The 24,358-nt window shown below is 61.7% G+C and carries 23 protein-coding genes; 2 read left to right on the top strand and 21 right to left on the bottom strand.

Annotated elements, in window-relative coordinates:
• Positions 1-16: 16 nt before the first annotated feature.
• From O5O48_RS09445 to ppc, 4 genes are all read right to left on the bottom strand, one after another.
• On the bottom strand, positions 17-331 hold the full coding sequence (locus O5O48_RS09445; RefSeq protein ID WP_269686852.1) for a hypothetical protein: 315 nt from the start codon (positions 329-331) through the stop codon (positions 17-19).
• A 30-nt stretch (positions 332-361) separates the two neighbouring features.
• Complete coding sequence (tsaB, locus tag O5O48_RS09440; protein ID WP_269686851.1) at positions 362-1,036, bottom strand: tRNA (adenosine(37)-N6)-threonylcarbamoyltransferase complex dimerization subunit type 1 TsaB; 675 nt, start codon at positions 1,034-1,036, stop codon at positions 362-364.
• A gap of 95 nt (positions 1,037-1,131) precedes the next feature.
• On the bottom strand, positions 1,132-1,779 hold the full coding sequence (adk, locus tag O5O48_RS09435; RefSeq protein ID WP_088273368.1) for an adenylate kinase: 648 nt from the start codon (positions 1,777-1,779) through the stop codon (positions 1,132-1,134).
• Positions 1,780-2,019: 240 nt separating this feature from the next.
• A complete protein-coding gene (ppc, locus tag O5O48_RS09430) occupies positions 2,020-4,659 on the bottom strand; it encodes a phosphoenolpyruvate carboxylase (protein WP_269686850.1) in 2,640 nt (879 codons plus the stop codon).
• 143 nt (positions 4,660-4,802) lie between these two features.
• Here ppc and O5O48_RS09425 point away from each other — a divergent pair, with 143 nt between their 5' ends.
• A complete protein-coding gene (locus tag O5O48_RS09425) occupies positions 4,803-5,147 on the top strand; it encodes a pilin assembly protein (protein ID WP_228245127.1) in 345 nt (114 codons plus the stop codon).
• 36 nt (positions 5,148-5,183) lie between these two features.
• Here O5O48_RS09425 and mazG read toward each other — a convergent pair whose 3' ends face one another.
• Genes mazG through cysM form a run of 4 tightly spaced genes read right to left on the bottom strand, consistent with a single transcriptional unit; the run spans position 5,184 to position 10,513 of the window.
• Positions 5,184-6,002 (bottom strand): nucleoside triphosphate pyrophosphohydrolase, encoded by an 819-nt coding sequence (gene mazG / locus O5O48_RS09420; protein WP_269686849.1) that lies wholly within the window; start codon positions 6,000-6,002, stop codon positions 5,184-5,186.
• Positions 5,999-8,251, bottom strand: a complete 2,253-nt coding sequence (gene relA / locus O5O48_RS09415; RefSeq protein WP_088273363.1) for a GTP diphosphokinase — start codon at positions 8,249-8,251, stop codon at positions 5,999-6,001. The genes mazG and relA overlap by 4 nt, the downstream gene beginning before the upstream one ends.
• A 25-nt stretch (positions 8,252-8,276) precedes the next feature.
• Positions 8,277-9,620: a 23S rRNA (uracil(1939)-C(5))-methyltransferase RlmD gene (rlmD, locus tag O5O48_RS09410; protein ID WP_269686848.1), complete on the bottom strand. Its 1,344-nt coding sequence runs from the start codon at positions 9,618-9,620 to the stop codon at positions 8,277-8,279.
• Positions 9,617-10,513 carry a cysteine synthase CysM gene (gene cysM / locus O5O48_RS09405; protein ID WP_269686847.1) on the bottom strand — a complete coding sequence of 299 codons (897 nt, stop codon included), beginning with the start codon at positions 10,511-10,513 and terminating at the stop codon, positions 9,617-9,619. Before cysM ends, rlmD begins: the two co-directional genes overlap by 4 nt.
• Positions 10,514-10,617: 104 nt before the next feature.
• On the opposite strand from cysM, the gene O5O48_RS09400 reads away from it, so the two are divergent.
• Positions 10,618-13,407 (top strand): response regulator, encoded by a 2,790-nt coding sequence (locus O5O48_RS09400; RefSeq protein ID WP_269686846.1) that lies wholly within the window; start codon positions 10,618-10,620, stop codon positions 13,405-13,407.
• Here the strand turns inward: O5O48_RS09400 and acpS are convergent.
• The 13 genes from acpS to rpoE all read right to left on the bottom strand — a co-directional run bounded on the left by acpS (position 13,396) and on the right by rpoE (position 24,294).
• Positions 13,396-13,776, bottom strand: coding sequence for a holo-ACP synthase (acpS, locus tag O5O48_RS09395; protein WP_269686845.1), 381 nt, complete (start codon positions 13,774-13,776; stop codon positions 13,396-13,398). The genes O5O48_RS09400 and acpS overlap by 12 nt on opposite strands.
• Entirely contained in the window at positions 13,773-14,513 is a 741-nt protein-coding gene (gene pdxJ, locus O5O48_RS09390; RefSeq protein ID WP_228245123.1) for a pyridoxine 5'-phosphate synthase, read from the bottom strand. The genes acpS and pdxJ overlap by 4 nt, the downstream gene beginning before the upstream one ends.
• Positions 14,514-14,558: 45 nt before the next feature.
• Positions 14,559-15,266 carry a DNA repair protein RecO gene (gene recO, locus O5O48_RS09385; RefSeq protein ID WP_269686844.1) on the bottom strand — a complete coding sequence of 236 codons (708 nt, stop codon included), beginning with the start codon at positions 15,264-15,266 and terminating at the stop codon, positions 14,559-14,561.
• 5 nt (positions 15,267-15,271) lie between these two features.
• Positions 15,272-16,174, bottom strand: a complete 903-nt coding sequence (gene era, locus O5O48_RS09380) for a GTPase Era (RefSeq protein ID WP_269686843.1) — start codon at positions 16,172-16,174, stop codon at positions 15,272-15,274.
• A complete protein-coding gene (gene rnc / locus O5O48_RS09375) occupies positions 16,167-16,856 on the bottom strand; it encodes a ribonuclease III (RefSeq protein ID WP_088273350.1) in 690 nt (229 codons plus the stop codon). The genes era and rnc overlap by 8 nt, the downstream gene beginning before the upstream one ends.
• Complete coding sequence (locus O5O48_RS09370) at positions 16,853-17,230, bottom strand: DUF4845 domain-containing protein (protein WP_088273348.1); 378 nt, start codon at positions 17,228-17,230, stop codon at positions 16,853-16,855. The genes rnc and O5O48_RS09370 overlap by 4 nt, the downstream gene beginning before the upstream one ends.
• 46 nt (positions 17,231-17,276) lie before the next feature.
• Positions 17,277-18,155 (bottom strand): signal peptidase I, encoded by an 879-nt coding sequence (lepB, locus tag O5O48_RS09365; protein ID WP_088273900.1) that lies wholly within the window; start codon positions 18,153-18,155, stop codon positions 17,277-17,279.
• A gap of 21 nt (positions 18,156-18,176) precedes the next feature.
• A complete protein-coding gene (lepA, locus tag O5O48_RS09360; protein ID WP_088273899.1) occupies positions 18,177-19,976 on the bottom strand; it encodes a translation elongation factor 4 in 1,800 nt (599 codons plus the stop codon).
• Positions 19,977-20,139: 163 nt separating this feature from the next.
• Positions 20,140-21,564, bottom strand: a complete 1,425-nt coding sequence (locus O5O48_RS09355; RefSeq protein ID WP_269686842.1) for a DegQ family serine endoprotease — start codon at positions 21,562-21,564, stop codon at positions 20,140-20,142.
• Between the two features lie 47 nt (positions 21,565-21,611).
• The gene (locus O5O48_RS09350) at positions 21,612-22,085 is read right to left on the bottom strand and encodes a SoxR reducing system RseC family protein (RefSeq protein ID WP_228245118.1); all 474 of its coding nucleotides are present in this window, start codon (positions 22,083-22,085) and stop codon (positions 21,612-21,614) included.
• Entirely contained in the window at positions 22,082-23,038 is a 957-nt protein-coding gene (locus O5O48_RS09345; RefSeq protein ID WP_269686841.1) for a MucB/RseB C-terminal domain-containing protein, read from the bottom strand. Before O5O48_RS09345 ends, O5O48_RS09350 begins: the two co-directional genes overlap by 4 nt.
• Positions 23,038-23,661: a sigma-E factor negative regulatory protein gene (locus O5O48_RS09340; protein WP_088273343.1), complete on the bottom strand. Its 624-nt coding sequence runs from the start codon at positions 23,659-23,661 to the stop codon at positions 23,038-23,040. Before O5O48_RS09340 ends, O5O48_RS09345 begins: the two co-directional genes overlap by 1 nt.
• Positions 23,662-23,718: 57 nt before the next feature.
• Complete coding sequence (gene rpoE, locus O5O48_RS09335; RefSeq protein ID WP_088273341.1) at positions 23,719-24,294, bottom strand: RNA polymerase sigma factor RpoE; 576 nt, start codon at positions 24,292-24,294, stop codon at positions 23,719-23,721.
• Positions 24,295-24,358: the final 64 nt, after the last annotated feature.

Genomic DNA, 24,358 nt, shown 5'->3' with positions numbered 1-24,358 from the left:
TAGTGCGGTCACGACATCAGGCGTAGGTGTCGATGCCGACGATAGTGTCAGCGGCGCTGTCGACCGACATGTTGGCGGTGCTTTGATAGCTGGCGAGTGCCTGATTGGCGCGACCGTAGATCGGCTCATAAGACTCGCGCCGGGCAGGGATATACTCGGCGGCCGGGCTGGAGGTACGGACCACCTGGGCTGGCGGAAGACGCGTCGCGGTTACCCCGGCCTGCTCATTGCCGGGCACGGACGCAGCAGGGCTGCTGCCAGTGGTGTTGGCAACCGCGCGGCTGCTGCGGTCAGGCAGCGATGAGTAAGGGTTGAAACCGTCCAGGCGCACCAGATTAGCTCCAGAGATAATGCCGCCAGCTTACGCCTGGCCTTTTGGCGTGGCAACCTTGTCGCGCAGGTAGACCGGCTGGGCATCGGCCGCATCCAGCACCTCACCGGCCAGCCAGCGTGGCAAGGCCAGGGTAATCAGGTCGACGGCATCCGGCAGCATCTGCGGCCAACTGCGCTCGGCCGAGACCGCCAGCCGGTCGGCGTACTGCCAGCCAGTCCCGGCGCCGGCCACACTGGCTACCCCGTCAGGCAGGCTGACGGCTTCCGGAGGGCAGACCCGCTCGTCGTCCAGTGACTGCATGACGCCGTCCTGCAGGCCGTATAGCCCCCAGTAGACTTCGTCCATGCGCGCATCAATCGCCGCTGCAACGGTCTCGGCGCCATGTTCGCGCCACGCGCGCTGGGCCAGCGCAGCCAGGTTGGACACCGCAATCACCGGCTTGTCGGCGGCAAAGGCCAGACCCTGCACCATGCCAGTGGCGATACGCACACCGGTAAAGGCACCGGGTCCGCGGCCAAACACCAGCGCATCGACATCCGGCAAACGCAGCTCGCGCTCGCCGAGCAGCTCTTCAATCATCGGCAGCAGGCGCTGGGCGTGCTGACGCGGAATCACTTCGCTGCGCGCAGTGACGCGGCCGTCATGCAGCAGCGCGGCAGAACAGCATTCGGTGGCGGTATCCAGAGCAAGCAGTGTGGTCATGGTCGGATTCTGAATTCAGGGCCGGGCATTGTACAAAAATGCAAAGACCCGTGCGACCGAAGTCAGCACGGGTCTTGTGGTCAAGCGAGCAGGACTCAGTCCAGCGCGGTGATGACCTTGGCAGTGATCTGCTCGACGCTGCCGATGCCTTCCACCTTGGCGCACTTGGGCGTGCCCTTGGCAGCAGACAGCTTCTGGTAGAAGTCGACCAGCGGCTTGGTCTGGGTGTGGTACACCTCCAGACGCTTGCGTACGGTTTCTTCCTTGTCGTCGTCACGCTGGATCAGGTCTTCACCCGTCACATCATCCTTGCCGGCAACCTTCGGCGGGTTGTGGTCGACATGGTAAACCCGACCGGAACCCGGGTGCACGCGGCGGCCGGACAGACGGGCAACGATTTCTTCGTCAGCAACGGCAATTTCCAGTACGCGATCGATATCGATGCCAGCTTCAACCAGCGCTTCAGCCTGCGGGATGGTGCGCGGGAAACCGTCAAACAGGAAGCCCTTGGCGCAATCGTCCTGGGTGATACGCTCCTTGATCAGACCGATGATCAGGTCGTCGGAGACCAGGCCGCCATTGTCCATGACTTCTTTCACCTGCTTGCCAAGCTCGGTGCCGGCCTTGACCGCTGCGCGCAGCATGTCCCCGGTGGAGATCTGCGGGATGCCAAAACGCTCGCAGATGAACTGGGCCTGTGTGCCCTTGCCCGCCCCGGGGGCGCCCAACAGGATAACTCGCATGATGTACTCCTCGTCTAACTGAATCCGAGCTGTCAGCGGCCCTAAACCAGCGACCTGCCTGGCACCCGCGCGCGGCGCAGATGCGGAAAAATTCGCACTATCCAGGCGGTGCTGGATCGCAAAGGGGGATCAACATACACGCCCGCGCCGACATGCACAAGACGGACCATTGTCGCAGGCAAACAAGCCATTGAAATACTTGACGATCAGCGCAGCCCATCAAGGCTGCGCGTTCTGTCGTCAGCCGGTATTGCGCATCCCGGCGGCGATGCCGGCCATAGTCACCATCAGGGCACGCTCAAGATCCGCATCAATCTTGTCGCCCTGCGCGCGGGTACGCGCCATCAGTTCGGCCTGCAGCACATGCAGCGGATCGGTGTAGGGGTTGCGAATCGCAACCGACTCACCGAGCGCCGGGTTGTGGGCCAGCAGCACATCGCTGTCACGCAGTTGCAGCACTGCCGCAGTGGCCTGTTCCAGAGCGTCACGCAGACGCTTGCCCAGCGGCCAGAGGTCCTCGCTGGCCAGACGCCTCTCATAGAAGCGGGCAATATCGACATCGGCCTTGGACAGCACCATCTCCAGCATCTCGACCCGTGCCAGGAAGAACGGCCAGTGCGTCATCATCTCGCGCAACTGGTCCTGCCTGCCCGCATCCAGCATCTCACGCAGCGCCTGTCCTGCGCCCAGCCAGGCTGGCAGCATCAGCCGGGTCTGCGTCCAGGCGAAGATCCAGGGAATCGCCCGCAGGGTTTCAATACCGCCCTGACTGCGCCGCTTGGCCGGCCGGCTGCCCAGCGGCAGACGCCCAAGCTCCTGCTCCGGCGTGGCCTGACGGAAGTACTCGACGAATTGTGGCTCACCGCGCACTACACCGCGATAAACCTCGACCGAACGATCCGCCATCTGCTGCATCAGCTCGCGCCAGGCCGGTTGCGGTGCTGGCGGCGGCAGCAGGCTGGCTTCCAGCACCGCACTGGCGTACAGCTGCATGCTTTGCACGGCAATGCCGGGCAGACCGAACTTGAAGCGGATCATCTCGCCCTGCTCGGTCACCCGGAACTGGCCCCGTACCGAGCCCGGTGGCTGCGACAGAATCGCCATGTGCGCAGGCGCCCCGCCCCGGCCAACCGTGCCGCCACGACCGTGGAACAGACGCAGGCGCACGCCGTGACGCTGACAAACCGCCACCAGTGCCTCCTGGGCGCGGTACTGCGCCCAGCCCGCCGCCAGAGTGCCGGCATCCTTGGCCGAATCGGAGTAACCGATCATGACTTCCTGCTCGTCGCCAACCAGCGCGCGATACTGATCCAGCGCCAGCAGCCGGTCGATGGCGTCGGCGGCGTGATCCAGATCATCGAGGGTTTCAAACAGCGGAGCGACTCGCATCGGCCAGGTGACACCGGTTTCCTTGAGCAGCAGCTTGACCGCCAGCACGTCGGAGGGATGCGAAGCCATGGAGATGACATAGGACCCGAGCAGCTCACGCGGCTGCTGGGCAACCACCCGACAGGTCGCCAGCACTTCAGCCACGTCCGCAGACGGCTGCCAGCTCGGCGGCAGCAGCGGACGGCGGTTGTGCAACTCGTCAAGCAGGAAGCGGCAGCGAGCCTCCTCGTCCCAGTCGGCGTAGTTGCCCAGCTGCAGGTATTGGGTCAGCTCGCTGAATACCTCGGCATGCCGCGCTGCATCCTGACGAATGTCCAGTCGCACCAGCCCGAGGCCGAAGGCGTTGACCCGACGCAGGGTATCCAGCAGCGGGCCATTGGCGATGCGCTTGAGGCCGAACTGCATCAGCGACCGGTAGCACAGTTCCAGCGGGCCGCGCAGGTCATCCAGATCATGCAATACCTCATCCGGCATGGGCACATCGGCGCTCAGCGACTGCTCCGCCCAGCGTCGGCTGGCCTGCAGCCGGGTACGCAACTGCTTGAGCACCGCGCGATAAGGCTCGTCGACCGAGTTCGCCTGCGCCAGCAGTTCGTCACTGGCGGCATGCATTGACAACTGATTGGTCAGCTCTTCGATGTCGCGCAGGTACAGATCCGCCGCCATCCAGCGCCCCAGCAGCAGCACCTCGCGGGTTATCGGTGCGGTGACGTTGGGGTTGCCATCACGGTCTCCGCCCATCCAGGAGGCAATGCGCACCGGTGCGGCGCGCAGATCAAGATGCTCGCCTGTCGCCTTATGCACATCGGCGTCAAACTGACGAAGAAACTGCGGCAGTGCCTGCCACAGCGAATGCTCGATGACAGCAAAACCCCACTTGGCTTCATCAACCGGCGTCGGACGGGTACGGCGAATCTCATCGGTATGCCAGGCCTCGCTGATCAGGCGGGCCAGATCCTGACGCACCTCACCACGTTCGCTGGAAGTCAGATCGTCGTGATCACCGCGAGCAAGGGCGGCGGCGATGGCGTCGTATTTCTGAATCAGGGTGCGGCGGGTCACTTCGGTCGGGTGCGCAGTCAGCACCAGCTCAATGTCCAGATCATTGACCTGCTGCACGATGGCTTCGGCACTGAAGTTTTCCTGCTTGAGTCGGGCCAGCAGATCACTCACGCAACGCGACTCGAAGCCGAGCGGCTCATCGGCCCGGCGGCGGCGAATGCGGTGATGCTGTTCGGCGATGTTGGCCAGGTTGAGGAACTGGTTGAAGGCACGACAGACCGGCAGCAACTGGCTGTCCGGCAAGTCCTGCAGGGCGCTGAGCAACGCTTCATTGGCGGCCTGATCCGCCTTGCGCCCCTGTTTGGCGCCCAGCCGGATGCGCTCGATGCGCTGCAGAAAGTCCTCCCCCAGATGAGCCTGAATGGTCTGCCCGAGCAGGGCTCCCAGATTGTGGACGTCTTCGCGCAAGCGGGCATCGATATCGGTCATGGACTTACCTCCGAACAGTATGAGCGAACAGCATGCGATGCCCGCCCGTCCCTGACAAGGGGCCAATGGCACTGAAAGCCTGCGCGAATGGTCTATGCTGAGGGTGTCGCCACAAGCGACAGTCAGTCATCAAGGGGGAAAACATGAAGATCCGTGAACTCACCCAGACCTGGGAAAAAACCGCCAAGGGCCGGGTGACCCGCAACAGCTACAGCGTACATCTGTCACTCGAGGACGCGGCCCGCCTGGAAGCGCTGCACGAGATGTATCCGAAACGCCAGATCGAGGACCTGATCACCGACCTGCTCGGCGCCGCCCTGGAGGAACTCGAAGCCAGCCTGCCCTACCAGGCCGGCAAGGAAGTCATCGCGGTCGACGAACTGGGCGACCCCCTGTACAAGGACGAGGGCCCGACACCGCGCTATCTGGAGCTGAGCCGCAAGCACCTGCAGGAGTTGCTCGAGCGCCAGCAGGAAACCCAGCATTAAGCGCGGCGACAAACACGGTCACGGCATGCCGTGACCCTACAAGCCTTGCTGCTTGGCGGCATCCCACAGTGCGTCGAGCTCGTCCAGCGAGCGCTCGGCCACCGTAGCTCCCTGCACACGCAGTTGATCCTCGATAAAGCGAAAGCGCCGCTCGAACTTGGCATTGCCCTGGCGCAGCGCGTTTTCCGCATCGACACCCAGGTGCCGGGCCAGATTGACCACGCAGAACAGCAGATCGCCCATTTCTTCGGCAACGGCCTGCTGCTGGCCAGCCGCGAGCGCTTCACGCACTTCGTCGAGCTCTTCACTGATCTTGTCGATCACCGGGGCCACCTCGGGCCAGTCGAAGCCGGCCGACGCCGCGCGTTTTTGCAGCTTCTGGGCGCGACTCAGGGCCGGCAGCGCCGCCGGTACATCATCCAGCAGTGACAGCTGCTCAGGCCGGTCTGCTTTCTCGGCCCGCTCCTCGGCCTTGATCTGCTCCCAACGCTGCTTGATCTGCTCGGGCGCCAGGGTCAGGGTGCCGGGCGGGGTGCGCAGATTGCCGTCGGGGAATACATGCGGGTGACGTCGCACCAGCTTGCGGGTAATGCCATCGACCACCTCGTTCCAGCTGAAACGCTCTTCCTCGCTGGCCAGCTGGGCGTAATACACCACCTGAAACAGCAGATCACCCAGCTCGCCGCGCAGCTGATCGAAATCGCCCTGCTCGATGGCATCGGCGACTTCGTAGGCCTCTTCCAGCGTATGCGGCACGATGGTCGCGTAGCTCTGCTCCAGATCCCATGGGCAACCGTGCTGCGGATCACGCAGGCGCTGCATGAGGTACAGCAGATCGTCCAACTGGTAACTCATCCACGACCTTCCTGGCGGTTACGCCGCGCCTCAATCACGTTCGGCAGCTGGCTGATCCGCGTCAACAGGCGACTGAGCAGACTCAGACTCGGGATCTCGATGGTCAGCAGCATGGCGGCGTAGTTATCGTCCTTGTTGGTCCGCGTATTGACCTCCAGCACGTTGATCTTCTCATTGGCCAGCAGCAGCGACACGTCACGCAGCAGACCGGAGCGGTCGTAGGCCTTGATGTAGATCTCCACCGGGTAGGTTTGCACCGGCGCACCACCCCAGCTGACTTCGATCAGCCGCTCGGAGTCCCGATCCTGCAACTGCATGGCGTTGGCACAGTCGGCGCGGTGTACCGTGACGCCACGACCGAGGGTGATATAGCCGATGATCGGATCACCCGGCACCGGCTGGCAGCAGCCGGCCAGCTGGGTCATCAGGTTGCCGACGCCCTGGATGTAGACATCGCCGCGGCGGCCGACCGAAGAGCGGCTCGGTTTCTTCGGAATCAGCTCAAGCTGTTCGCTGTGTCGATCCGGCTCGACCAGTTGCTGGGCCACAGTCACCACATGGGCCAGCCGCATGTCGCCAGCGCCAACCGCCACGAACAGGTCTTCCTGACTCTTCAGCCCGAGGCGGTCAATCAACTGCGCATAGTCTGCGCCGTTCAGGGCCATACGGGTCAGCTCGCGCTCGACCATCAGCTTGCCGGCCTGCACGTTCTGCTCGCGGGCCTGTTCCTTGAACCAGTGCTGCACCTTGGCCCGCGCGCGTGACGTGTTCAGGTAGCCGAGGTTGGGGTTCAGCCAGTCACGACTGGGCCCGCTCTGCTTGCCGGTAATGATCTCGACCTGCTCACCGGTCTGCAGCAGGTAGTTGAGCGGTACGATGCGGCCGTTGACCTTGGCGCCGCGACAGCTGTGACCGATCTCGGTGTGTACCCGATAGGCGAAATCCAGCGGGGTCGCGCCCTTGGGCATGTCCAGCACGTGGCCGTCGGGGGTGAACAGGTAAATACGATCCGGCTCGAAATCCACCCGCAGCTGTTCGGCCAACCCGCCGATATCGCCCATCTCCTCGTGCCATTCCAGCACCTGTCGCAACCAGGCGATCTTGTCCTCGTAGGCGTTGGAGCTGCTGTCCGGATCGGTCCCCTTGTAGCGCCAGTGGGCGCAAACACCGAGCTCGGCCTCTTCATGCATGGCCTGGGTACGGATCTGTACTTCCAGCACCTTGCCCTCGGGGCCGATCACCGCCGTATGCAGCGAGCGATAGCCGTTTTCCTTGGGGTTGGCAATGTAGTCGTCGAACTCGTTGGGAATGTGCCGCCAAAGGCTGTGAACTACCCCAAGAGCGGTGTAGCAATCACGCACCTGCGGCACCAGAATCCGCACTGCGCGCACGTCGTATACCTGACTGAAATCGATGCCCTTGCGCTGCATCTTCCGCCAGATCGAGTAAATATGCTTGGCCCGACCGGTAATGTCGGCATGAATCGACGCTTCTTCCAGTGCCTCGCGCAACTGCGCCATTACCGCGTCGATATATTCCTGTCGATCGAGCCGACGCTCGTCCAACAGCTTGGCAATCTGCTTGTACTGGGTCGGCTCCAGGTAGCGGAAGGACAGATCTTCCAGCTCCCACTTGATATGACCAATCCCGAGACGATGGGCCAGCGGTGCATAGATGTCGAATACCTCACGGGCAACCCGGTAGCGCTTCTCCTCCGGCGCGTCCTTGACTGCCCGGATGGCGCAGGTGCGCTCGGCCAGCTTGATCAGGGCGACGCGCACGTCATCGACCATGGTGACCAGCATCTTGCGCAGATTCTCTACCTGGGACTGGGTATTGAACATGGCGTTGTTGCCGGGATTCTGCGACACACTGATCGCCGCCATGCGCTGCACGCCATCGACCAGATGGGTGACGGTCGGACCAAACCGGTGCTCGACCTCGGTGAGATCGGTCTTGCGCTCGCGCACAGCGCGATAGACGACTGCGGCGACCAGCGAATCCTGGTCGAGTTTGAGGTCAGCCAGGATTTCGGCCATTTCAAGACCGGTGCGATAACTGCTGGCGCCGTCAGCCCAGATGTTTTCGGCCGCGATCGCCTGCTGCTCAAGATCACATGCCCATTCGCATGCCTCATGCAGCACCTGGGGGTCGCTGAGCTGGGTGCGCTCCCCGATCCTGCTGATCCAGGCGTCGATATTGACGCTGCCGTCCTGATTGATCGGGTGTGCTGCTCTGACCTGTACCATTTTCTTATCCTCGCCCGGAGGCGATCTACTGTCTCCGGAACAATGCCATGGCTTCGACATGGGCGGTTTGGGGGAACATATCCATGATGCCCGCCCTGACCAGGGTATAGCCCTTGCCTGCCAGAATTCCCGCGTCCCGCGCCAGCGTGGCCGGGTTGCAGGAAATGTAAAGTATGCGCGCGACGCCCATTGCTGCCAGATCGGCCACCAGCTGATCGGCGCCATCACGCGGGGGGTCCAGCAGCGCGGCCGTATATCTCTGGGGCGCAGCCGACATTTCAAGGGGCTTCGACAGGTCAGCCGGCAAAAAGTGCACCGCATCCAGGCGGTTTTTGCGCGCATTTTCCTGCGCGCGCGCCACCATCTCTTCACTGCCCTCGATACCCACCACCGAAGCGCCTGCCCGGGCCAGCGCCAGGGCGAAGTTACCGACACCGCAGAACAGGTCCAGCACCGCTTCGCCCGGCTCGATCGCCAGCCAGTCCAGCGCCTGATTGACCATGGCCTGATTGATCTGCGGATTGACCTGGGTGAAGTCACCCGGCGCAAAACCCAGCGTCAACTGCTGATCAGCCAGCTTGTAGGCCGGCTCGGCAGCCGAGCCCAGCGGCACCGCTGCAGCGTCATCGCCCTGCAGCCAACAGCCCATGCCATGCTGCTCGGCAAAGGCCAGCAATTGTTGCTGATCTTCGGCCGGGAGCGGTTGCAGATGACGCAGCACCAGCGCCGGATGCTCAGCGCCGATCAGCTCGACATGCCCCAGCGTCTCGACAGAGCGCAGCCCGCGCAGCAGCGCTGGCAAGGCCTTGAGCGCCGCCTCCAGCTGCGGCACCAGAACGGGGCATTGCGTTACGTTGACCAGCTCATTGCTGGCGCGTTGACGAAAGCCCACATCCAGCTCGCGCCGCTGCCGATCCCAGCGCAGCGCGATACGGGTGCGCTGGCGATAGCCATAATCCGACCCGGACAATGCCGGCGCCCATTGCTGTGGCTCAACCTGGGCGAAATGCTGCAATTGCTGGGCCAGCGCCTGTTGCTTGATCTCCAGCTGCTGATGGTGCGGCATGTGCTGCAAGCTGCAGCCACCACACAGTTCGATGTGCGGACAGCGCGGCAGCTGTCGATCAGGGCTGGCCTGCTGCAGGCTTTCCAGCCGCGCCTCAATCAGCTTGCTGCGCGCACGAATCACCCGGGCAGTGACCTGCTCACCGGGCAATCCGCCCTCGACAAAGGTGGTCCGTCCACGCCAGCGACCGATACCGCGCCCGTCGTGGGTCAGACGCTCCAGGGTCAGCTCGATACGCTGCCCGACCGCTGCCGGTGCATCGGCTGCGGCAGTCGTGCGCGGCCGTCCGCGACCGCGTTTCACAGTGGACCGTCGTATACGCCGGTGGACAGGTAGCGATCGCCGCGATCACAGATGATCGCCACGATGACGGCGTTCTCGACCTCGGCACTGATGCGCAGCGCTGCGGCCACCGACCCGCCGGATGACACGCCGCAGAAGATGCCCTCTTCACGCGCCAGACGACGCATGGTCACCTCGGCCTCCTGCTGGCCCATATCGATCACACGATCGACCCGGGTGTCGTCAAAAATGGTCGGCAGATACTCCTTCGGCCAGCGACGGATACCGGGAATCGCCGCTCCCTCGACAGGCTGCAGGCCAACAATCTGAATCGACGGATTCTGTTCCTTGAGGTAACGGGAAGTCCCCATGATTGTACCGGTGGTGCCCATCGAGCTGATGAAATGCGTAACAGTACCGTTTGTGTCGCGCCAGATCTCGGGGCCAGTGCCGCGGTAATGCGCCTCGGGGTTGTCCTGGTTGCCAAACTGGTCAAGTACCTTGCCCTGCCGCTCGGCCTGCATGCGCAAGGCCAGATCGCGCGCGCCCTCCATGCCCTGAGCCTGGGTGACCTCAATCAGCTCGGCGCCGTAGGCCGTCATCGCTGCCTTGCGCTCGGCACTCATGTTATTCGGCATGATCAGCACCATGCGGTAGCCCTTGATCGCTGCTGCCATGGCCAGGGCGATACCGGTATTGCCCGAGGTCGCCTCAATCAGGGTGTCGCCGGGCTGGATATCCCCGCGAGCCTCCGCCCGCTCGATCATCGACAGCGCCGGCCGATCCTTGACTGAACCGGCCGGGTTGTTACCTTCGAGTTTGACCAGGATGGTATTACTGGTATTGCCGGGCAGGCGTTGCAGGCGAACCAGCGGGGTGTTGCCGATGCAGTCGGCAATGGTTGGGTAACTCATGACTCTACCTCGGGGGCCGGTTGACCCGGATACCCGGGTCGTCGAAGCTGTGCTTTTTAACAAGTCGGCCTATGATACCGGCAACGGCGAAGTGGATATAGCTAATGAACGAGATCGGTATCAAGGCAAGGCTGCTGCTGATGACCCTGATCCCCGCGGGGATTCTGGCCACGGCTGTTGGCGCCTATTTCAGCTGGCAGCACCTTGGTGACCTGCAGCAGCAATTGCTCGAGCGCGGGCAGCTCACCGCCGAACACCTGCAAAGACCAGCCACCGAGGCCTTGCTGGCCGGACAGCCGGAGCGGCTGCGCAGCGCTCTGGCAAGCACTCTGAATTATCAGGATGTGCGCGCGGTAGCGCTGTATGACGCTGATCACCATCCACTCGAACACAGCGGCCCGCAGATGTTCATCGCCGATCAGCCAGTACCGGAAACCCCGCTGGCGGCGGGTACCGGCCTGCAGATCCGCAGCGGTGAGCGCAGTACCCGATTCGTCCTGCCGCTGCAGGCCAGCCCCGAGCTGCTGTCAGACAGCACCCGCACCGATCTTGAGCCGGATGCGCTGATCGGCTGGCTGGAAGTCGAACTCAGCCACGGCAATACCCAGCTGCGTACTTACCAGACCCTGCTCAGCACCCTGGTACTGGTTCTGCTTGGCCTGCTGATCACCAGCCTGATGGTCAGCACCATGGGCCGTCGTATCCTCGAACCGATTGCCGACATCAACCAGGCCATCGCCCGAATCAGCAGGGGCCAGCTTGATGTGCGCCTGCCGAAGCAGGGTGCGCGCGAGCTGGACGATCTGGTCGAGGGCATCAATACCATGGCCCAGGCGCTGCAGAGCGCGCAGGGCGAGCTGCAACAGAACGTCGAGCAGGCCACCGAGGACCTGCGCCAGACGCTGGAGACCATCGAAGTTCAGAATATCGAGCTCGATATGGCGCGCAAGGCGGCGCAGGAAGCCAGCCGGATCAAGTCCGAATTTCTCGCCAACATGAGTCACGAGCTGCGCACACCGCTTAACGGGATTATCGGTTTCAGCAACCTGCTGCAGCGCACCGAGATGACAACGCGCCAGAGCGAATACCTGGACACCATCAGCAAGTCGGCCAGCAACCTGCTGGCGATCATCAACGAAATTCTGGACTTCTCCAAGATTGAAGCCGGCAAGCTGACCCTGGAGAGCATGCCATTCAACCTGCGTGATCAGATCGAAGAAGCGCTGACCATGCTCGCACCGGCCGCCCACCAGAAGCAGATCGAGCTGGTCAGCCTGATCTACAGTGACGTCCCGTTGGGCCTCAAAGGCGATGCACTGCGCCTGAAACAGATTCTGTCCAACCTGCTGAGTAACGCGATCAAGTTCACCCACGTCGGGTCGGTTTGCCTGCGGGTTATGCTGGAAGAGGAAAACGACAGCGAGGCGACCTTGCGCATCAGCGTCTCTGACACCGGCGTTGGCCTTTCCGAGGCGCAGCAGAAGTCGCTGTTCCGGGCCTTCAGTCAGGTCGACAACTCGCTGACCAGGCAGACCGGCGGTACCGGCCTGGGGCTGGTCATCACCAAGCGCCTGGTCGAAGAAATGCAGGGTGACATCGGCCTGAATAGCAGACCCGGGGAAGGCTCCGAGTTCTGGTTGACGATCACCCTGAACAAATCCAGCCAGGCCAGCGACGACCTTCCCGTGCGACCATTTTCCGGCATTGAGGTCGCTGTTTACGAACCCCTAGACCTGACCCGGCAAGCTCTGCTCCACTCACTCGAGGGGCTTGGCCTGCAGGCCCGCCTGTACGCCTCACTCAGCGAGCTAGATAGCGACCTGAACACAGCCAACGGTCAGACCATACAGCTCGCCCTGATCAGCAGCGGCAACAATGACTCCGAGTGGACCGAAAGCGTTCAGGCAGCCCAGCGCTGGGCCGCCGCCGGGCAGTGCCAGAGTATTCTGCTGGTAGACACGGTCGCGCAACCGGACTTGCTGGATCAACTGCCGCCGGCACACTGCGCGGTGCTCTCCCGTCCACTGTGCCTGCGCAAGCTGTATCGCACCCTTACCCGTCTGCTGTCACCCCGCGCGGGCGTGGCGGCGGAGTCGTCGACACCACTGCTGTCCGAGCGACGCAGCAATCCGGACAGCGTCAGCATTCTCTGCGTCGACGATAACCCGGCCAACCTCAAACTGGTCGAAACCTTTCTGCAGGAAATGGGCACCCGGGTGCGTACCGCCACCAGCGGAGAAAACGCCCTCGATATCCTCGATGAACAGCGCTTTGATCTGATTTTCATGGATGTCCAAATGCCCGGAATGGACGGACGCCAGACAACCGAGGAACTGCGTATTCGCGAAGAGATCAGCCAGCAGTCGGCCACGCCGGTCGTCGCACTGACCGCCCACGCGCTCGCAGATGAAAGACGCAAACTGCTCAAATGCGGCATGAATGACTACCTGAGCAAACCGATCAACCCCGAGCAATTGCGTGACAGTATCTTGAAATGGACCGGTCACGACCTGTCACCCGGCGCTGCACCGAAGCTGGAGGAGCAGCCGGAGCAACCTGCCGACAGCGAACCGCGCATACTGGATCACGACGAAGGGTTGCGGCTCGCGGCTGGCAAGGCAGATCTGGCGCAGGAGATGCTGGATATGCTGATGCAGAGCCTGCCCGGCGACCGCGAGCAAATAGAGCAAAGCTACCGGGCCGGCAACACCGACGCGCTGCTGGAGACGGTGCACCGCCTGCACGGAGCAACCCGCTACTGCGGCGTACCCGAGCTGCGAAGACGCTGTCTGCAAGCCGAAACACGGCTGAAGGAAAAGGCGCCCTGCGGCGAGGAAATAGAACGGCTGCTGGAAGCTGTAGACCGCCTGCAGGGCAGCCTGTCAGTCCTGTGACCAGAGGGCAAACGCCAGCGCCTGCTCCCGCTCGTCGCTGAGCGAAAGCAGCATGCGCCCGCCGCCGCCGTCCGCCACTCGCTGGGCTGCGGCCCCGCTCAGCACAACGACCGGGGCGCCCAGCGGATCACGGTCAATCTGCATGTGCTGCCAGGACAGCCCTCCGGCCAACCCGGTCCCGAGCGCTTTCATGATGGCTTCCTTGGCCGCGAAGCGTTTGGCCAGAAAGCGAGCCGGCTGACCGTGACCGGCAAAGCGGGCGAACTCGTCCGGCGTCAGGATACGCCGGGCAAAACGCTCGCCCTGGCGCCCCAGCGCCGCCTCAATCCGCGACACCAGCACCAGGTCGGTGCCGATACCCCGGATCATCGGCCAGACGCTTCCATGATCAGCTGGCGCATGTCACGCACCGCACCGGCCAGACCGGAAAACAGGGCGCGGGCAATAATCGCGTGGCCGATGTTCAGCTCATGGATTCCGGGAATCGCAGCGATTGCCTGAACGTTATGATAATGCAGACCGTGCCCGGCGTTGACCACCAGACCAAGCTTGCGGGCGTAGGTGACGGACTCGCGGATACGCTCCAGCGCCTGCTGCTGCTCGGCCCCCTCGGTATCGGCATAGTGGCCCGTGTGCAGCTCAATCACCGGCGCACCCAGCCGCTTGGCCGCCTCAATCTGGCGCCGGTCCGGGTCGATAAACAGCGACACTTCACTGCCAGCCGCGGCCAGCCGCTCGATGGCCGCCTGAACGCGCGCCTCGTTACCACAGACGTCCAGCCCACCCTCGGTAGTGAGTTCTTCACGACGCTCCGGGACCAGACAGACATGTGCCGGACGAATCTGCTCGGCAAAGGCGACCATCTCATCGGTAACCGCCATCTCGAAATTCATTCGCGTCTGCAGCACCTGTGCCAGCAGGTGAATATCACGCTCCTGGATATGACGACGATCTTCACGCAGATGCACGGTAATGCCATCTGCCCCGGCCTGCTCGGCTTCAATAGCCGCCTGAACCGGATCCGGGTAACGGGTACCACGGGCCTGACGCAGGGTAGCGACGTGGTCGATGTTGACGCCCAACAGCACGCGATCAGACTGGCTCATGCAAGATTCTCCGTTGACTATGCCGGGCGGCGATCCGCCCTTGACTCAGCGCGGCTCGCCCGTGCGACCCGCGGCAAATAATTGGCGACTGACCAGCGGACGATCGCCCAGGTGAACAGCCAGCACCTGGCGCATCAGCCGCTTGGCAACCGGCAGCGCGTCGACGCTGGTCCAGTCCAGCGCGGCCATCGCCAGCAACCCTCGCCCGGACAGACCACTTGAAGTGGTATCGACCACCGGATACAAACCCAGATCCGGACTCCAGCGGTACAGGGTATCAGGCAGCACCGGCTGCTGATCGGCGTCCTCGGTCAGACTGAAACCGTAACCCAGCAGTTCCAGCAGACGCCACTCGAATTCACGCAGAATCGGTTCAACCGAAGACGGCGACGACGCCAGCCGCTCCAGCGCCGACTGATAGCCGGCAAACAGCAGCGTCTGAGCGTCACCCGGTGACAGCAGACGAACCAGCAATTCATTGAGGTACATACCGCTGAACAGCGCCTGCCCTTGCAGTCGTGCATGAGCACCGGCCACTTCAGCCTGCTGCAGGGATTTCAGGTCACCGCGGCCGTGCCAGCTGACCAGCAGCGGCACGAAGGGTTGAGGGCGAACACCGCGACCGCTACCCCGCGCCCCGCGCCAGACAACCCGCTGCAGCCCGCCCTGCAGGCTGAGCAGGTCTACCAGTGCACTGGTGTCACGGTAGGGCCTGCTGTGCAGGACGTAGGCAGGCTGCAGGTGCTCGCGCATGCAGGTCAGTCGTCGAAGCGATAACCCAGCGAACCGAGGGCGCGCTCATCATCAGACCAGCCGCGACGCACCTTGACCCAGAGGTTGAGCATGATCTTGCTGCCAAACAGCTTCTGCATGTCGAGGCGCGCTTCCTGACCGATCTTCTTCAACCGCTCACCGCCGTCACCAATGATGATTTTCTTCTGCCCTTCACGCTCGACCAGAATCAGCGCGTGAATATGCAGAATGCGCCCTTCCTGCTTGAACTGTTCGATTTCAACCGCAACCTGATAGGGAATCTCGGCGCCCAGTTGACGCATGACCTTTTCACGTACCAGCTCGGCAGCCAGAAAACGCGAGCTCTTGTCGGTCAGTTGATCTTCCGGGTAGAAGTGCTCACTCTCCGGCAGCCGTTCGGCAATCAGCGACTCCAGACGGTCGATATTGCGCCCCTGCAATGCAGACACCGGGACAACTTCGGCGCTGGGCAACTGCTTGGTCAACCATTCCAGATGCGGCAACAGCTCGTTCTTGTCGTCCATCCGATCGAGCTTGTTGACCACGATCAGCACGGGACAGGTCAGATACTGCACCCGCTCCAGCACCATCTGGTCTTCATCGGTCCAGCGCAGCCGGTCAACCACAAACAGGACAACGTCAACATCACGCAGGGCCTGACTGGCGCTCTTGTTCATAAAGCGGTTGAGGGCTTTCTCGTTTTCCTTGTGCAAGCCGGGGGTATCGACATAAATCGCCTGCACCGCTCCCTCGGTCTTGATACCGAGCAGCGTATGACGGGTTGTCTGCGGCTTGCGCGAGGTGATGGCCAGCTTCTGGCCGAGAATATGGTTCAGCAGGGTCGACTTGCCGACATTCGGCCGGCCGACAATGGCTACGTAACCGCAGCGGGAAACAGCATCAGTCATCGGCTCGCTCCACACCCAGGGCGATCAACGCCTGCTGGGCTGCCTGTTGTTCTGCAAGGCGGCGGCTACTGCCAACGCCGTAGGTGCGTTCGGCCAGCAATGCGACCTGACAGTCCACCTTGAATGTTCTGCAGTGGGCTTCACCACTGCTCTCGATCACTTCGTAACGCGGCAGCTCGCTTTGACGCGATTGCAGGAACTCCTGCAGCCGTGTTTTCGGATCCTTGTTGTTGTCGACCAGCGTCAGGGTCGCAATATGCTCGCCCAGCCAGTGCAGAATCCGCTCGCGGACCGGTTCGAGCCCGGCATCCAGATAAATGGCACCGATAATCGCCTCGGTTGCATCCGCCAGGATCGATTCGCGGCGAAAGCCTCCGCTCTTCAGCTCACCGGAACCCAGGCGCAGGTACTCGCCCAGCTCAAAGCCCTTGGCCAGCTCGGCCAGGGTTACACCCTTGACCAGGCGTGCACGCAGCCGCGAAAGCTGGCCTTCTCGGGCCTGGGGAAAATGTTGGAACAGCATCTCGGCGGCAACAAAATTGAGAATCGAATCACCCAGAAACTCCAGGCGTTCATTGTTGCGCCCACCGAGACTGCGGTGGGTCAAGGCCAGCACCAGCAGGTCCTGGTCCTTGAATTGGTAGCCTATCCTGCGCTCTAGTCGGTCTAGCTTGTTGCTCACTTTAGCGGTCTGATAATGAATGTTTCGTCGAAGTGGACCAGCAGATCCACTGTATTCAGCAACGGCGCTCGCACTTCGTACTTGAGCACCAGGGTGTAGGCGTTCTGGCCGCTCTGCGTCACCTTGATGGCTTCCTTCGCGTCGATGTCGCGAATGCCGTTGAGCTGCATGCCCTTGTCAATGTAGCTGTTCAAGTCACGCAGCGAGTTGATCTTGATGGTCGGATCTTCATTGACCGTGGTAATGATATTGCGCAGCGAGTAATGATCCATGTAGATCGGGGTCAGCTTCATGGCAATGATCATGCCGAAGACAATCAGCGCAATAACGGCCAGCCAGCCGAAGAAGGATGCCCCTTGCTGTGAGTGGCGCATGAGAACCTCGTAATCCGTCGTTGATGTTATATCCTGTTCGGCGCACTCAATGGATCAGAGCGACGCTCGAAAAACTGGGCAGATTGCTCAGTTTCGGTTCCGGCCAATGCATCCAGACCGCGAAGGCCTTACCCACAATATAGTTGTCGGGAACCATTCCCCACAACTCCCTGGGCATATCCGCAGACTGCCAGTAACGGCTGTCGTTGGAGTTGTCGCGGTTATCGCCCATCATGAAATAGTGCCCTTCGGGCACCACCCACTCGTTCGGTCTGGGCGTCTGCGACAGCTGCTTCTGGCGGATCTGATGACTCACCTCACCGAGCTGCTCATTGAAGATAGCCGCCTTTGCCACTGCCTGCAGCGGATGACCGTCCGGCACTTCGTCATCCGGCACGATCTCAACCAGTTCGTGTTCAATCTTCTGACCGTTGATATACAGCTGCTTTCCAGCATAGCGGATATGATCGCCAGGCAAGCCGACAACACGCTTGATGTAGTTGATGGCAGGGTCGTTGGGGTAACGGAATACCATGACATCACCACGCTGCGGCTCGCCAATCGGGATGACCTTGGTGTCGATCACCGGCAGGCGAATACCGTAGGCAAACTTGTTGACGAGGATAAAGTCGCCTACGTCCAATGTCGGCTTCATTGAGCCGGAGGGAATCTGGAACGGCTCAACCAGGAAGGAACGCAGGATCAGCACTACCGCCAGCACAGGAAAGAACGACTTGCCGTATTCGACCAGCAGCGGCTCCTTGTCCAGCCGAGCTATGGTCTGAGGGTCGGCAACATCGACCTGGGCTTCATAGGTGGCAATCGCGCGACGACGACGTGGCGCGAGCACGATACGATCAAGCAGGGCCAGAAACCCACTGACGGCAACCGCAATCACCAGCACCAGTGGAAAGTTGATATGCATCATCGTTCGCGCTTACCGTCTCTAGTTGTCGACTTTGAGTACCGCCAGGAACGCATCCTGCGGAATCTCCACACTACCCACCTGCTTCATGCGCTTCTTGCCGGCCTTCTGCTTTTCAAGCAGTTTTTTCTTCCGGCTGGCATCACCACCATAGCACTTGGCAAGTACGTTCTTGCGTAACGCCTTGACGGTTGAGCGGGCGACGATCTGGCCACCAATGGCAGCCTGAATCGCCACATCGAACATTTGTCGCGGAATCAGGTCTTTCATCTTCTCGACCAACTGGCGTCCCTTGAAGGCCGCGTTGTCACGGTGCACGATCAACGCCAGCGCGTCGACCTTCTCGCCATTGATCAGCACGTCAAGACGCACCAGCTTGGCCGGCTGGAAGCGGTCGAAGCTGTAGTCCAGAGAAGCATAGCCGCGGCTGACCGACTTCAGCCGGTCGAAGAAATCGAGTACCACCTCATTCATCGGCAGATCATAGACAACCTGAACCTGGGTACCGAGAAAGACCATGTCGTGCTGCACGCCACGCTTGTCGATACAGAGCGTGATCACGCTGCCGAGGTGATCCTGTGGCACCAGAATGTTGGCACGCACGATCGGCTCGCGCATTTCCTCGATCATCGAGGGGTCGGGCAGCAGCGACGGGTTATCAACGTAGATAACCTCACCACCCTTCTTCTCCACCTCGAACACTACGGTCGGGGCGGTGGTAATCAGATCCAGATCGTACTCGCGCTCCAGGCGCTCCTGGATGATCTCCATGTGCAGCATGCCGAGGAAGCCGATACGGAAGCCAAAACCCAGTGCCTCGGAGCTTTCCGGCTCGAACTGCAGCGCAGCATCGTTCAGCGTCAGCTTCTGCAGCGCCTCGCGAAAATCCTCGAAATCATCAGAACTGACCGGAAACAGGCCGGCATAAACCTGCGGCTTGACCTTCTGGAAGCCCGGCAGCGGATCAACATCCGGGGTATTGGACAGGGTCAGGGTATCGCCCACCGGCGCACCATGAATGTCCTTGATACCGGCGATAATGAAGCCTACTTCACCGGCCTTCAGGTCAACAGTTTCGGTATGCTTGGGGTTGAACACGCCGACGCTGTCGACCAGATGGGTCTTGCCGGTCGACTTGACCAGCACCTTGTCACCCTTCTTGATCCGGCCATGCTTGACGCGCACCAGCGACACCACGCCAAGGTAGTTGTCGAACCAGGAATCAATGATCAGCGCCTGCAGCGGCGCCTCGATCTCGCCTTCAGGCGCAGGAATGGAGTGAATCAGCGCTTCGAGCACATCCTCGACACCGATGCCGCTCTTGGCCGAGCAGGCAACCGCATCTGTCGCGTCAATGCCGATTACGCTTTCAATCTCGGCCTTGACCCGCTCCGGCTCGGCCTGGGGCAGGTCGATCTTGTTCAACACCGGCATGACCTCAAGGCCCTGCTCGATAGCGGTGTAGCAGTTGGCTACCGACTGCGCCTCCACACCCTGCGCAGCGTCCACCACCAACAGCGCGCCCTCGCAGGCAGCGAGCGAGCGGCTGACTTCGTAGTGAAAGTCGACGTGACCTGGGGTATCAATAAAGTTCAGCTGGTAGGTCTTGCCGTCTTTGGCGGTGTAATACAGCGTGACGCTGTGTGCCTTGATGGTGATACCACGCTCGCGCTCCAGATCCATGGAGTCGAGTACCTGCGCTTCCATTTCACGCTCGCTCAGGCCACCGCAGATCTGGATAAAGCGGTCGGCCAGCGTCGACTTGCCGTGGTCGATATGGGCAATGATGGAAAAATTACGAATCAGGCTAAGGTCACTCACAGCGCGGATCATCCAGACAGGGTTGCCAGACATGGCGAGACGGGGAGGCGACTCCCCAAAACAGCCCGCGAGTTTACCTGATTAGCAGCCATGTCGCCATCGCTGCAGCCCCCGGTCATCGCCATCTCAAGACCGCTGATGACCGGAAGCCTGTGGCGACGACTTACTCCGCCAGGCGGAAGGTGATGTAACTGGCGCGGCCCTGACGAATCACCCGCATGGAGATAGAGCGATTGTCCGGCAGATCACGGGCAATACGCGTGAAGGTTTCCACCGAATCCACCGAACGATTGTCCAGGTTGGTGATGATATCGCCGGGCCGCAGCCCGACCATCGCACCCGGCCCCCGGCTCACCTCACGGACCACAACACCGGAGTGAATATCCAGGTTCTTCTTCTGGTCATCAGTCAACTCGACGACCGTCACGCCAAGACGGTTGGACGCTGCGCTCGGCGCCTGCTCATTGGTACCCGCTGCCGCGACCGCATCATCATCCGGCAGCGTGCCAATCTCCATGGTCAGCGTCTTGCGCTGCTTGTCACGCATCACCACCAGCGTTGCGTCGGTTCCGGGACGAACGCGGCCTACCGCATGGGGCAGGTCGGACGAGCGCACCACTTCGTGACCATTGAATTCGAGGATGACATCGCCAACTTTCAAACCACCCTTGTCGGCAGGACCGCCCGGCATGATCTGGGCCACCAGGGCGCCGGCCGGCTTGGGCAGATCGAACGACTCGGCCAGATCCTTGTTGACCTCCTGAATGACGACACCCAGCCAGCCACGCTGGACACTGCCGCTATCCTTGATCTGCTCGACCACGTCCATTGCCACGTCCATCGGGATAGCGAACGAAAGCCCCATGAAGCCACCGGAGCGAGTGAAGATCTGGGAGTTGATGCCCACCACTTCGCCGTCCAGGTTGAACAGCGGACCACCGGAGTTACCCGGATTGATCGCTACGTCAGTCTGGATAAAGGGAACATAGTTTTCGTTCGGCAGGCTGCGCCCCTTGGCACTGACGATACCGGCGGTTACCGAGTAGTCGAAGCCGAACGGCGAACCAATCGCCAGCACCCACTCGCCCGGCTTGAGGTCCGCCGACTTGCCGATCTTGACTACCGGCAGGTCGTCACCGGCATCAATTTTCAGCAACGCGAGGTCAGAACGCGGATCAGCGCCGACCAGCTCCGCCTGCATTTCCCGACGATCAGACAGCCGGACGAAAATCTCGTCGGCGTCGGCCACCACATGATTATTGGTCAGCACGTAGCCATCACGGGAAATAATGAAGCCCGAGCCGAGCGACTGGGGAGCCTCTCGCTCGCGTGGCGCCGGGGCCTGCGGGAAGCTGCGCTCAAAGAATTCACGAAACATCGGCGGCATGCCCTCCAGATCAGGCATACCCTGCATGCCTGCAACCGGTTGGCTGGATACCTTCTGACGGGTACTGATATTGACGATAGCCGGGGAGGCCTCCTCCACCAGTTCGGTAAAGTCCGGCAAATCCGCGGCAACTGCCAGTGATTGCCACCCCAGGACCAGCACGCTCGCAGTTGCGAGGACCCAACGTCGAACAGACAACATAAGCCTGAATTCTCCTCACCTGTACTCAAGGACCATCTTGCAAGACATCAGCCGTTCAGCCGTCCCTCCTGGACGAGGGGCATCGCCTGCCCGGCAGAACGCAACACCTGCGGCATCAGCTGCGGGTCACGCTGGGCTCGCTGGCCGTGCCAACGAACCACTGCAAAACCGGCGATCAGACCGGATACCGCAGCCAAGATCACCATCGGCTCCGCTGCCCCCAGCGCCTGCGCCAGCAAAGCGGCAGCAAACAATCCGAGCAGTGGAGTCAGATAAACCCAGAGCGCGCCGCGCACGACGGCGTCCTCGGGAATACCGATAAAGACTTCATCACCTATTTGCCAACTGCGATCGGTCAGGGCACGGATAAATCCGCGCCTGGCACCGCTGCCAACCCGTGCGAGCAATGCCTGGCCGCAACCGGCCTTGGCGGCGCAGTTGCCACAGGTGCTGCTGCGCACCGTTTCAACCCACACCGCCCCCTCTTCAACACTGAGGACTCGCCCGCGCTCTTCAATCACTGGGCCATCTCCGCAGTCGCAAAGGGAAAGGACGCGGCGATACGCTCGGCGGTTGCCGGGGGAATTTCACCGACGATGGTTGCCAGATACCCCACACCCTCGAACTGCAATCGACGACTGACAGCCACGGTCGGCCCCAGCTGAGCAAGCAAATCTTCCGCCAGGGCCCCATCACCCAAAGGCTCGACAAACAGGGTAAATCGAGCCAGGCCATCGCTGAAGGCCTGACTCATGACCTGCGGTTCATTGACCGCCAGTGTGCGAACTACCGGCTCGCCGGCAACAAAACCCGGCGGAATCCAGCCAGGCACCCAGCCGGAGGTATCCACACGCTTTTCAAGCGGGTGCTCGGCCAGCGTCAGACAACTCGCTCCCGGTTCGAGCTGCTCGTCCGTCAACTCGGCAAACTGCACATCGGTAAACTGGAAGCGCTCGAGCAGCACATTGCGCTCGTTAATGAGCAGGGACTTGAGCAGCATGCCGGTCTGGTCATCCAGATACAGCTCATAGGCATAACGAAACGCGTCACGGGGCTTCATGGCGATCACCGTAACCGGGCGATCCGCAACCCGGGTGGTGCCCAGCACCTCCAGTGCATACCAGCGTTGCAGCTGAGCCGGATTCAGCGTCGCAGGTGCCTCACCGCGCCAGCCCGACACTGCGGCGAAGGAGCTGGCGCATTGAATCTGTCCGTCACGTCGCACCCATTCCTGCGGCTCGCCGTCGGCGCGCAACATGCGCTCGGTGACGCCATCACCATCGGCGCGATGCCAGATATGGTGGGTGCTGAAACTGCCGGAGCGCTCGTAGACAAACGACCCCGAATAACTTTGCTGCCCTGATGCATCGACCATTCCCTGCAGCCACTGGCCGGCATCGCGTGCCTGAACCAGCGGCGAGATCAGCAGAGCGGCCAGGGTCAGGCCGCTCAGCGAGCATCGACAACCGACCACTAGCGACCTTCCATGCTGGCTGCACGGGCATAAGGAATGAGCTGCGGACTCGCCATCTGCGCACTGGATTCGGCATGCTCACGCAGATAGCGACCGATGCGCTGTTCGTGCCACGCAGACGGCGCTTGAGCAGGCGCAAGAGGCTCTGCACCGGCGTTTCCGGCCTGCGAGTACCCTGCCAGCACCGCACCGGAACGCGCTGCCGGGTTGGCCTGCAGCATCGACGGCGCGGTCATGGTGCCGGCCGTCATCTGAGCACCGCCGGGCGCATCGCCCTGGTTGACCATGCGCACACCGACCAGCACCGCCAGGGTCACCGAAGCGGCCACTGCAACACGGCCCAGGTTGCGCCAGATAGTGGAGACCGGTTTGACATCGGCTGGCGCCGGCGCCATCTGCAGCTCTGGCTCGTCGCGCAGCGCGGCAGCAATACCTGCAGACAGATCAACAGCCCCCTGCCAAGGCTCCTTGTGCATCACCGCACGTGCCACCTGATAGCGCGACCAGGTACTACGCAGTGCCGGGTCCTGCTCAGCGGCCTGGAGAACACGGCGCACTTCCAGCTCGTCAGCCTCGTTATCCATAAGCGCGGAAAGAGACTCCTGCAAGACTTCGCTTCTCATTGCTTTACCTCTGCTGTTGGCCCATCGGGCTCACTGCGTTGCACCCCACCCTGCTACCTAGGCTTCAAGCAGCGGTTTCAGGGCTTTGTCGATTGCCTCCCGCGCCCGGAAGATCCGGGATCGAACTGTGCCTACCGGACAGTCCATCACATTGGCAATGTCTTCATAGCTCAACCCTTCGAACTCGCGCAGGGTCAAAGCCGTTCTTAAATCATCAGGCAACTGTTGCAGCGTTCGGTTCACTACTTGCTCGATTTCGTCGCGCAACATGTCGCGCTCGGGCGAGTGAATATCCTTGAGAATGCTGTCGCCGTCGTAATACTCCGCCTCATCTGCGGCTATATCGCTGTCCGGCGGGCGGCGATTGCGTGCCACCAGATAATTTTTCGCCGTATTGATCGCGATGCGATACAGCCAGGTGTAGAAGGCACTGTCGCCGCGAAAATTCGGCAGCGCACGGTACGCCTTGATAAAGGCCTCCTGAGCCACATCCTGCGCTTCGTGACTGTCATGCACGAAACGGGTCACCAGCGCGAGAATCTTGTGCTGGTACTTGAGAACCAGCAGGTCGAAGGCACGCTTGTCGCCCTTCTGAACACGCTCAACCAGCTGTTGATCGCTCTGCCCCGTCATTGACTTGCCACTCTTCGGAGTCCGCGATCAGCGTTGTTATCGTAGACACAAGATGTAACCAAAA

Source organism: Halopseudomonas sp. MFKK-1, from assembly GCF_027474385.1.
In the GTDB taxonomy this organism is placed as follows: Bacteria; Pseudomonadota; Gammaproteobacteria; order Pseudomonadales; family Pseudomonadaceae; genus Halopseudomonas; species Halopseudomonas aestusnigri.
The sequence above is the reverse complement of the archived record's forward strand: the minus strand, read 5'-3'. Positions and strand labels throughout refer to the sequence as shown.